The 10330-nt window shown below is 47.1% G+C and carries 12 protein-coding genes and 1 pseudogene; 1 reads left to right on the top strand and 12 read right to left on the bottom strand.

All coding sequences use genetic code 11. The annotated features are described in order from the left end of the window. Positions 1-41: 41 nt before the first annotated feature. From QZ147_RS06360 to rpsU, 12 genes and pseudogenes are all read right to left on the bottom strand, one after another. A pseudogene (locus QZ147_RS06360) lies at positions 42-446 on the bottom strand (NADH-quinone oxidoreductase subunit B family protein); the annotation flags it as partial. Next, positions 428-817, bottom strand: coding sequence for an NAD(P)H-quinone oxidoreductase subunit 3 (locus tag QZ147_RS06355; protein WP_295148326.1), 390 nt, complete (start codon positions 815-817; stop codon positions 428-430). The gene QZ147_RS06355 and the pseudogene QZ147_RS06360, both read right to left, overlap by 19 nt. A 108-nt stretch (positions 818-925) precedes the next feature. Next, a complete protein-coding gene (locus tag QZ147_RS06350) occupies positions 926-2569 on the bottom strand; it encodes a multidrug ABC transporter permease/ATP-binding protein (protein ID WP_295148323.1) in 1644 nt (547 codons plus the stop codon). A gap of 107 nt (positions 2570-2676) precedes the next feature. Then, positions 2677-4047 (bottom strand): coproporphyrinogen III oxidase family protein, encoded by a 1371-nt coding sequence (locus tag QZ147_RS06345; protein WP_295148322.1) that lies wholly within the window; start codon positions 4045-4047, stop codon positions 2677-2679. 118 nt (positions 4048-4165) lie between these two features. Continuing rightward, complete coding sequence (locus QZ147_RS06340; protein ID WP_295148319.1) at positions 4166-4489, bottom strand: hypothetical protein; 324 nt, start codon at positions 4487-4489, stop codon at positions 4166-4168. A gap of 247 nt (positions 4490-4736) precedes the next feature. Beyond that, a complete protein-coding gene (locus QZ147_RS06335; RefSeq protein ID WP_295148316.1) occupies positions 4737-5234 on the bottom strand; it encodes a YajQ family cyclic di-GMP-binding protein in 498 nt (165 codons plus the stop codon). Between the two features lie 17 nt (positions 5235-5251). Then, positions 5252-6013 (bottom strand): hypothetical protein, encoded by a 762-nt coding sequence (locus tag QZ147_RS06330; protein WP_295148315.1) that lies wholly within the window; start codon positions 6011-6013, stop codon positions 5252-5254. Then, positions 6013-6948 carry a D-2-hydroxyacid dehydrogenase gene (locus QZ147_RS06325; protein WP_295148311.1) on the bottom strand — a complete coding sequence of 312 codons (936 nt, stop codon included), beginning with the start codon at positions 6946-6948 and terminating at the stop codon, positions 6013-6015. The genes QZ147_RS06330 and QZ147_RS06325 overlap by 1 nt, the downstream gene beginning before the upstream one ends. Positions 6949-6950: 2 nt before the next feature. Then, positions 6951-8132, bottom strand: coding sequence for a glutathionylspermidine synthase family protein (locus tag QZ147_RS06320; RefSeq protein WP_295148309.1), 1182 nt, complete (start codon positions 8130-8132; stop codon positions 6951-6953). A 205-nt stretch (positions 8133-8337) separates the two neighbouring features. After that, positions 8338-8961 carry a UPF0323 family lipoprotein gene (locus tag QZ147_RS06315; protein WP_295148308.1) on the bottom strand — a complete coding sequence of 208 codons (624 nt, stop codon included), beginning with the start codon at positions 8959-8961 and terminating at the stop codon, positions 8338-8340. Further along, the gene (locus tag QZ147_RS06310) at positions 8948-9586 is read right to left on the bottom strand and encodes a helix-turn-helix domain-containing protein (RefSeq protein ID WP_295148306.1); all 639 of its coding nucleotides are present in this window, start codon (positions 9584-9586) and stop codon (positions 8948-8950) included. Before QZ147_RS06310 ends, QZ147_RS06315 begins: the two co-directional genes overlap by 14 nt. Before the next feature lie 93 nt (positions 9587-9679). Continuing rightward, positions 9680-9892, bottom strand: coding sequence for a 30S ribosomal protein S21 (rpsU, locus tag QZ147_RS06305; RefSeq protein ID WP_295148330.1), 213 nt, complete (start codon positions 9890-9892; stop codon positions 9680-9682). Between the two features lie 138 nt (positions 9893-10030). Here rpsU and QZ147_RS06300 point away from each other — a divergent pair. Further along, positions 10031-10330 (top strand): 4Fe-4S binding protein (locus QZ147_RS06300; RefSeq protein ID WP_295148303.1); only part of this gene is annotated, 300 nt, incomplete at its 3' end.

Raw genomic sequence — 10330 nt, 5'->3', positions numbered from 1 at the left:
GCTTGCGTGCTGCGCGATCGAGATGATGGCTAGCGGCGCGAGCCGGGCAGATAGATGTCTACGGGGATTATCCTATCTACGCCTTGAACGGTCGAATAGGTATTAAACATACCGCCCGTGTTCGCACAGCTTCCCATGCTTATGACCCATTTGGGTTCCGGCATTTGGTCGTAGAGGCGGCGGGTGAATTCGGCGTGTTTTTTGGTTAGCGTACCCGCGATTATCATCACTTCCGAGTGGCGCGGAGAGGCTCTAAAAATAGTACCGAAGCGGTCGAAATCGTATCTGCTCGCGCCGCTAGCCATCATCTCGATCGCGCAGCACGCAAGCCCGTAGCTTAGCGCCCACAGCGAGTTACTGCGTCCCCATTGCACGAGTTTGTCTACGGTCGTTAAAACCACGGGCAGTCCGCCGTTTGCGGCGTAATTTACTTGATGCTTTGCCACGTAAATACTCCTTTGCCCCACGCGTAGATAAAGCCGATAGCTAAAAGCGTTACGAAAAGTAACATCTCGATAAACCCGAACGCGCCTAAAAGCTTAAAATCTACCGCCCACGGATACATAAAAATCACCTCGACGTCAAACAGTATAAATAAAATCGCGTAGATAAAATAGTGTAAGTTTATCTTGTTGGGCTGCTTGGTTACCTGCGGGCCGCACTCGTAGATCGAAAGTTTCAGCCGCTGGGTATTGCGGTTAGCGAGCTTGCGACCGATTTTAGACGATAGAAAAACTATCAAGCTAAACGAGCAAGCGGCTGCAAAAAGTATTACGAAAGCCCCGAAATACGGGTGCGCTACGTCGGCGTGAGACATTTTAGACCTTTGAAAATTTTATTAATTCTATAAAATTTTGGCTTTAATTACGTTTTATACGCTTTTTAGGCTTATAAAGCGTGTAAAAAAGTAACTAATTATAAAATTTTAGCTTTCTTGCAGCTTTTCTACCGCGTCTTTGCTAGCGCTTTCTCGCTCGCCCTCTTTTAGTTCGCGGATTACGCCGTTTCGCGCTAAGATAATGCGGTCCGCGACGTCAAAATACGCGTCGTCGTGGCTGATGGCTAAAATCGTAACGCCGCGCTCGCGTAAGCTAGGTAAAATTTCGCGGTAAAAGACGCGCTTAAATACCGGATCTTGGTCCGCCGCCCACTCGTCCAGCACGAGCAGCGAGCGGCTTTCTAGCAATGCGATTAGCAGGCTAAGGCGCTTGCGCTGACCTTGCGAGAGTTCGGTGCGACTTAATTTGCCGTTAATGACGCTTACTTTTTTATCCATTTCAAGTATCGCTAAAAGCTCGTCTATTTCGCGCTCGTTCGCCTGTTTGCCCAGTGCGCCTAGCGTCTGCGAAAATAGGTAAAAATTCGCCAAAACCGCGCTAATATTTGCTTGATAAGCGCGTAAATTTCGGCTTTCTACGCGCTCGCCGTCGAGTAAAATTTCGCCGCCGCTCGGGATTTTAAGTCCGCAAAGAACGTCTAAAAACGTGCTTTTGCCGCTGCCGTTTTTCCCGATTAAAAACGCTAGCTCGCCGCGCCGCAGCGTAAAATTTACGTTTTTTAGGCTAAAACCCTCGTTTTCGTAGTTAAAATTTACTCCCCTTAGTTCGATACTTTTCCAGCTCGGGTTTAGCGGCGCGCAAACGCCGAAATCTTCGCGAAATTCTTGCAAATTTAGATTTGAAATTTTATCTAGGCTAACCTTTGCGTTTAGCGCGGTAGGCACGGCGGCTACCATCGCGATTAGCGAGCCGCGCAAGAACAGTATCGTAAGGCCGGCCGTGACCGCCGTTTGCAGGCTAGCCCAGCCTAGCGCCGCGCACAAAAATACGCACATTCCCACGACGCCTAGTAGCATAACGTTTGCGAAATTATCGCAAAGCGCGTGGTAGACGTCGGCCTTGGTCATGCTAACGCGCTTTGCGGACGCCGCGACGTCTAACTCGCTAAAATATATCCGCGCGCGGTCGCGATTTAGCGTGAGCTCGCGGTGTCCCGAGACCGCCTCTTCGTAGCGCGCTTGCAGTTCGTCGTCTTCGCGTCTAGCCGACGTAAAAAAGACGTGCATTTTTTTCATCAAAAAGGTACTTATGCCCAGCGTAACGGCGATCCAGACGGATACGAATGCAAAAAGCTTCGGCGAGACGTAGCACAGGTAAGCCCCTGCCGCCGCGATAAAAACCGAACCCTGAATAAGCCCCGGCGCGCTCATAAACGCGAACGAAATCGTGCGGATATCGCCGTTTAGGCAGGCGATTAGCTTTGCTTTGCCTACGGCGTCTATTCGTTCGTCGGCGGTATCTAAAATTTGCTTTACTAGCCGCCGTCTAATCTCGTAAACCAGCTTGTGCCCGAAATTAGTAAGCGCGACGTTTGCGCTAACCGAGGCTATGAAAAATAGCGCCAAAATCGCCAAAAACTGCGCCGCGAGCGCGAAATCGTAGCTTTTAGCGCCGAGCAATCGCTCGTTGATAAAAGAAAGCGCTCCGATACCCAGCGCGCTAAAAATAAGCGTTAAAATTACGATTTTTACGATGCCGAAAATATTGTCTTTTATGAGAGAATTAATCATCCGTCGCCCTAAAATTTTGATAGATTTTAGCTAAAATTTTTTAAATTTCAAGCGACGGGGGCGGGGCGGATTTTGTTTAAATCGCTGCTTTAATTTGCGCTTGGCGTTTAAACGGCTGCTCGCGGTCGCGTGATAGCTTGTTCGTAATCTGCTTGCGTATTTTCTCCCATTATTCGCAAATTTTTACCGCGTTTTATACGCGCGTCGTCCTTAAATATCGCGCGCACCTTATCCATACCGGCGTAAAAATCGCGCATTAAGACCACGCAGACGTACCGCCCGAAAAACGTAGGTTTGATACAGCCGTCTTGCTCGTAGATCGCGCCGACTAATTTAAGCAAATTTAGCTCGACGAATAGCTCTTTGCGGATGTTTGCGGCGTTGCACGCGTCGTAGCGGGCGATATCGACGCAGCCGTCGAAAAGCTGGGTTAAAAATATATATTTTAGCCGCTCGCGCCTAGAAAAGCCGCATTTGGCGATGACGGCGCTCTCGCCGTTATTCACGCGGCGTCCGTATTCAAGAAGGTTAAAGGCGTTTATTATCAGCTCGCCGTTTAAAAAGCTAAACGCGCCGCTGCCCACGCCCACGTATTCGTGATTTGATCCCACGTATTCGTCGCGCAGAGCGTTTAAATTTTCGCGCGCGAAGCCCCATGCGTTGTTTTGAACGTAGCCGCCTTTTTTAAACTCGCCGACGATGATTTCGTAAAATTCCCGCTCGTTATCGCTATCTGAAACGCCCAGGCTTCGCGCTATATTTTCGCGCGTGAGCTCTGATTTCATTAGCGGATATAGCGTGATTTGCTCGGGCGAGATAGCCTTTGCGACCGCGATGTCGTTGATTAGCTGCTCGCGCGTTTGATTGGGTAGGTTAAAGATTAGATCGAGGCTAATAGCGGGTATTAACCCCAGCGCTTTTTCGAGTTTTTCGCGCACCTGCGCCGCCGAGCCGAATTTCTCGTAGCGTCCGACGCGGCGCAAGGTCTCGTCGTCGAAGCTTTGCACGCCCACGCTTAGGCGGTCTATTAGCCCGTCAAATCGCTTTAAGCTTTCGGGAGAAATGTGATTAGGATCGCTTTCCGCGGAAATTTCGCGGATACTAAAAAGCTCTTTGGCTAAAATTAGCGTCTTTTCAAGCTCGGGTTCGTTGATTAGCGTCGTACCGCCGCCAACGTAAAGCGAGGCGAAGTCAAATCCCGCATCCTTGATTCGGCGCATTTCGGCGCGTAAATTTTCAAAGTAAATTTTGGCGAGTTCTTGTTCGTAATGATATTTGTGAAACGAGCAATACGGGCAAAACGTGTGGCAAAATGGCACGTGCGCGTAGAGCATGTATTTTTTTCCTTCACGCGGAGTTTTTACGTATTTTTCGCCCTCGCTTAAAATTTTCACGTTAAATTCGTTATAAAGCGACCTTTGAATGGAGTTATGCGCGTAATTTACGGTAAAATTTTCGATGATATTTTTAAAACCCATAATTAATTACCTTTTTTTAATAATTTGTAAGGATAGCCAAAATTTTATTAATCCCGCCTTGAAAAAGGGCAAAAATTTTACGAAATTTCGTAAAAAATTTTCGCGCCGCACGGAAGCGCTAAAATTTAGAGCGCGGCAGTTTGGGCTTTACGGCATTTGCATTTTCGTCTGCGCAGACTTTGTTAAAGTACGCCACCGACCGTACTAACTCGTCGTAAGTTTCTACGCAATCGTTCGCCGTGCTCGGGTTCGCGTAGCAATTATCGATATCTAGCAGGTGCGATTCGAGCGATTTTACATGAGCGTGAAGCTTTATGCACTCGTTTATTTTTTCGTCGCCGCTTAGCTCTTCGATATTTTTAGGCCCTTCAAGCAGCGCGCAACCGGCAAAAAAGCCGGAAATCGCCGCGCAAAATAGCGCCGTAAAGATAAAATTTTTCAAAATATTCCTTTAAGATTTACTTCGTTTGATCGCCGCGCGAAACGAAATTTACGCCCAAAATTCGCCGTTTTGCCAAAATTTAACCCTGAATTTCGCCCAATTCGCAAAAATTCGAGCGCAAAAATATAAGCGAAAGTATCTCGCCAAGCTAGGCTAAGCGACTTAAAATTTTGCGCCAGAGGTCGCTTTATCCGCAATGGCCGAGCAAAAATTTTAAGAAGGCGACGGTATAGTAAAGCAAAGCGCGCTATTTTAAATTCCTAAAACTTATCGGAAGTTCCAAATTTAACCCTTTAATCAGCCTAATACACTCTTGTAGTTCGTCGATAGACTTGCTCGTTACGCGCACCTCTTCGCCGCGGATCGCCGCCGTTACTTTTAGTTTGGCGTCCTTGATCGCTTTGGTGATTTTTTTCGCGTTTTCGCCGTCTAGCGTGTCGTTTAGTTTTAGCGTCGCCTTTACATTGCCGCCGCTAGCGCTCTCGCGTTTGCCCTCGCTAACGGCTACCGGAGGAATATTTCGCTTGATTAGTTTTGAGATCACGATGTCTTTTAGCGCGTCGATTTTGTTATCCGAGCTGCTTAAAAGCGCGATATTTTTATCCTTTTCGTTTAGCTCGATAGTAGCCGTAAGTCCCTTAAAATCATATCTTGCGCCGACCTCTTTTTTTGCCGCTTCCAGCGCGTTTTTAACCTCCATCATATCTACCGCCGCACTAACGTCGAAACTATGCTCGTCTGCCATTTTTCATCCTTTCAAAATTATTTAAAAAGTCCTTTAAATCTATCAAAAAGCGACTTTTTCTCGTTTGCTTTATCGCGCTCTATCGCTTCGCCGATTTGCCGCGTCGCGGTTTGCGCGTAGATGATCGCGCCCTGCGGATCGCAGTTAAAAAGATTTGAATAAGAGCTTGAAGTATTTAGATCAAGCGGGTTTGGCTCGATGACTTCGGTAGCTTCGAGTAGCCCCGTTTTAAGCCGCGCCGCGAAATTTAACGCGTCTAAAAACGCGGGTAAATTTTGCGCATAAAATTCGTCCAGCATGCTTTTTATTTCGCCGCCCGCATCGTAGCGCGCTTTTAGACTTGCTACGTTTTGCGCGTTTATATACGCACCGCAGCAGTAGTTTTGCGTGATTTCGTTATGGATTTGCCCGTTAAAATTTTCTAAAAATTCGCTCGGCAAAATTTCGCGCCAGTTGCCGATATAGCTTTGAAATTTTGCGTTTTGCCGCGCTAAAAAGCTAAACGCCGTACCGCGCGTATAAAAATATTTTCTAAAAAATCCCTGCGCGACCGCGACGCAAAATCCGTGCGTTTGGTTAAAATCCGCGTCCGAGCCGTATTCTAGCGCCGCGCTTAACGTATCTTTATATTTTTGCGCGTAAAATTCCTCTACGCCGCTTTGCTTTGCCAGCGATAAAACGGCGCCAAATTCGCCTTTTCGCGCAAGTTTTAAAGGCGCGAAATACCACTGAGTAATTTCTGCTTCGCTAATCGCGTGATAGCTTACGTCGTATCCCATTATCCGCGCTCTTTTACGAAATTTTCGATATTTTCGGCGATCTTTTTAATAAGCGTTTTTCGCGCTTCGACGCTGCCCCACGCTACGTGCGGCGTGATTAGCAAATTTTGCCCGTTTTTCACGCTTAAAAACTGATGATTTTCGGCCATAGGCTCGCGCTCTAAAACGTCTGCGGCAAAGCGCAAATTTCGCTCGTCTACCGCGCGGGCTACGGCGCTTTCGTCCACGATGCCGCCGCGTCCGAAATTCATAAGCACCGCGCCTTTTTTCATTAAATTTAGCTCGCGCTCTTTAATTAAATTTCGCGTATTTTCGTTTAGCGGGGCGTGGATGCTAACGACGTCGCAGTTTTGCAAAAGCTCGTCTAAATTTCGCCTTTTAAATTCGGCGTTCGTATTAGCGCCGCTAGTGGAATAATAACTTACGTTCGCGCCGAAGGCCGCGGCGATACGAGCGACGTTCCGCCCGATCTCGCCCAGTCCTACGACGCCGAAATTTTTGCCGTTAAGCTCGGTTATCGGCGCGCTAAGATTAGTAAAAATTTCGCTTTTTACCCACTCGCCGCTTTGCGCGTAGTCGCCGTAAAATTTTATCCGATTTAGCAGCGTAAAAAGGCAGGCGAAAGTATGCTGCGTAACGCTATTAGTCGAGTAGCCCGCGACGTTTTTTACGGCGATATTTTTCTCTTTCGCGGCGGCTAGATCTACGTTATTTACGCCCGTGCCGCTTACGCAGATTAGTTTTAGGCTAGTCGCGTCCGTTACGGCGCGATCTATTACGACTTTATTGGTGATAACGACGTCCGCGCCTTGTAGGCGTAACGCGGTTTGTTCCGGCGCGGTCGTCTCGTAGCGCGTAAAATCGCCTAGCTTTTCAAATATGCTCAAATCCGCGTCCGCGCCCAGCGTCGCGGCATCTAGGCAAACGATTTTCAAGCCTAATCCTTTATGTAATGTCCTACGAATTTGGAGTAGTTATCCAAAATTTCGCCGCCTTTGCGGTATCCCAGCGCGCAGCCCTCGTAGGCGAAAAATACGCCCGCTTGGTAGCTATCGCCCGCTCCGTCTTTGTTAAACTCGTAAAATTCCTGATAGATCGCGCGGTTCGCTCCGTAGTCGCCGCCTTTTTGCGCGCTGACCGAGCCGCCCGCTTCTATTATGCTTACGTTCGCACCCTCGCGCCCGAAAATCGGCTTTTTTACGCATTTTACGCCGCTAAGGGGCTTGTCGTCCGCGCGGAGTAAAAGCGGGTGGTTAGGATAGAGATCCCACAAAATTTTAAGTATCGCTTTGCTTTGAAAAATAAGCGTATAAGCTGGATTTAGCACGATGGCTTTTCTGGCGGCGCATATATTTTTAAGTATTAGCGCAAGCTCTCCTTCTTGCACGGCGATATCCTCCCACGGCACGAGCTTAAACCAGTATTCGAAATTTTCGTCCCCTTTAAAAATGCCGTTTTCGTCGCTAAATTCGACCTCGTTTACGTAAGCGAAATCAGTCGTAAATCCGGCCTCGCTAGCCGCGCTTTGAAGTAGGCGCACGGTATTTTCGTCCTCGATGCTGCCCGCTACCGAACTAAATAAAATTTTCCAGCCCTCGTAATACCTCGAAAATTCGTCCGTATCGCCGTCTAGCACGACGAGGCGCTTGAAATTTTCCGTAAGCGCGGCGTAAAGGTCGTTAAACTGGCTGCTTTCGTCCATTTTGTTAAATTTTAACATCGCCCATTGGATGATCGCCGTCTCAAATACCGCGGTAGGCGTGTCGGCGTTAAATTCGATGAGCTTTATAGGTTTGCCGTCTAGGCCGCCCGCAAGGTCGAATCTGCCGTAAAGATGCCAGCAAACTTCGTTTTCCCAGCTTTGCTTGACGAGTTCGACGAGGTTAAACGGGATGCCTACTTCGTGAAAAAGATTGTTGTCGATGACGTGCTGCGCGGCTGCGACGAACATATCGTAAAGCTCGTTTGCGGCGTTATAATACGCCTCCGCCTCGCCTGGACTAACCTCCACGATCTCGTCCGCGACGTAGCCGCTGCCGTCTGCGTCGGTGTGCCACGCAAAGCCGATTTGCTCCATAAACTCGTTCGTTAGCGGTTGGACTTTTTTAAGATTTATCATTTTTTCTCCGAAATTTAAGATTTTTTGTTTTTGGCTCGATTTTGACGGATAGATTTCGCATTTAGAGCGCGCGGATTTCGCCGAGTTATGCCGTCCGCCCATTTGTTTACGGAAATTTGCGTTCAAGATTTAACCCGAAATTTCGCCGAATTTCGAGCGTAAAACAACGAGCGGAAGCACGGGCGCGGCTAGGCGCGGCGCACATTTACCCGCCGTAAGAATTCGACGAACTCGATGACGACGAACTGCCTCCCGAGCCACCGAAAAATCCGCTCCTAGTATTACCCTTGGGACTACTCGCGCTGCTTTGCTTAGCTTTATTAAAGCTATCTACGCTACGCGAATACGTCGTCGGATTTTTGTATGAATTTTGGCGCTGGGCTTGGAAATTTTGGTTGTTAAATAGCTTATTTCCGATCCAGCTGCCGATGATGGCGCCGGCCGCCGAAGCTAAAAGCGTCTCGCCCAGGCTCATTCCGCCGCTTGAAATTTGCGCGGAGGGATTCGTTAAATTCGACGTTCCCGCGTCTATTTTGGCGTTTTCCTCGGCGACTAGCTTATTCATTTCTTCTTTGCTAAGCACCCGCTCGGTACCGTTCATATCCTTTAAGACCACGCGCGTTTCACTGCTGGGATACTCTTCTAGCACCTTGTATTTGCCGGGCGCGGTTTCTTCGATTATTACGAACGCTCCCGTTTTTTGCGCCGCTTCTTTTAGCGTTTCGCTTCCGTTTTGCTCGCTATCGCCGCATCCGGCAAGTCCCGCCGCTACTACAGCGCCAAATCCTCCTATCGCCGCGTAAGTCGCGATTTTTTTAACGTGTTTCATTTATTACCTCTTTTAACGTTTTGTTTTTTCTAATTAAAATTACGCCGTCTTTAAATTTTATAAATTTGCTTCGTCCGATATGTTTTATTAGGGCCTTTTGCGCTTTTTTGCGCGTTTTGGCATCTAAATTTCGCTCGCGTAAAAATTCGCTCAAATTTTGCCATTTTTTTTCTTTTTCACCCGCGCGCTCGCTTTCGTTTTCGATTACCGCTTCTATCGCGGGCTCGTCTTTATGCGTTAAAAACGGCTTTTGCATCGCGTTTAAAAACGCCGTTAGTTTCTCGTCGCGTTCTTTATAAATTTGCGAAATTTCTTGCTTGCTCGTAATTAGCATTTGCTCTTTTTCTTTAAAGAGTCGCTCTTTATCGCCTTGCAGGCTCAAATTTTGCGCTTTTAGCTCGTTTAGTTCGTTTAGCAAGTATTTTACGAATTCGCTCTCGTTCGCGTTTTTTCGGGGCTTAGGCGCGCTTTTTGGGTTTTGGTTTTCCGGCTCTTTTTCTAGGATTACGAATTTTTGTCCGTCTTTTTCTAGTGATTTTAGCGAGCCGCGCCGTATGCGGTTATAGACGGCCTCTTTGGTTATGCCTAAAATTTCTGCGGCTTCGCTAACGGATAGCTTTTGCATAAAAATCCTAAAATTTAAATTAAAAACGGGGCAATTATAACAAAGAAGGCTAAAATAAGGGTTAAACCGACCTTTTTCAAGGTCGGAGTTCGGTTAGAGTCTAGATTCGTAGCGTCTAAGCATATACAGGCGTTTAAGCATTTTTTTGCGAGCCGCGATTTTTTGTTTCTTGCGAATTTCGGTCATAGGCTCGAAAAAGCGTCTAGCGCGAACTTCGGTAACGACTAGGTTACGGTCGGTTTGCTTTTTGAATTTTCTGTAAGCTTCGTCAAAAGACTCGTTAGGATGTACCTTGATACCAGGCAACGTCCTCACCACCTTTCGTTTAAAATGAGTGGCGATTATAGCTAAAAAATTTTAAATTTAGCAAATTTTAACTGCGGCGAGAATATAATCGCGACTTAAAATAACATAAATTTGTTTTTTCGTAAGGAAAGCGCGCGAATGAAAAAATTCGTAACCAAAAGATATTTTACTTTTTTTATAATCACGATTACGGCGATATTTTTGCCGTTTTTAAAATTCGGCGGCAACCATTTTTTCTTGCTAAGCTTCGATAAGAGCGCGCTGCATTTGTTTTTCGTAAAATTCGATATGCAAGAGCTGTATTTATTGCCGTTTTTGTTTATAATTTTATTTTTATTCATATTTTTCATGACGACGCTAGGCGGGAGAATTTGGTGCGGATGGGCGTGTCCGCAGACTATTTTTCGCGTTATTTACCGCGATCTTATCCAAACTAAA

It is taken from the genome of uncultured Campylobacter sp. (assembly GCF_905371695.1).
In the GTDB taxonomy this organism is placed as follows: Bacteria; Campylobacterota; Campylobacteria; order Campylobacterales; family Campylobacteraceae; genus Campylobacter_A.
The sequence above is the reverse complement of the archived record's forward strand: the minus strand, read 5'-3'. Positions and strand labels throughout refer to the sequence as shown.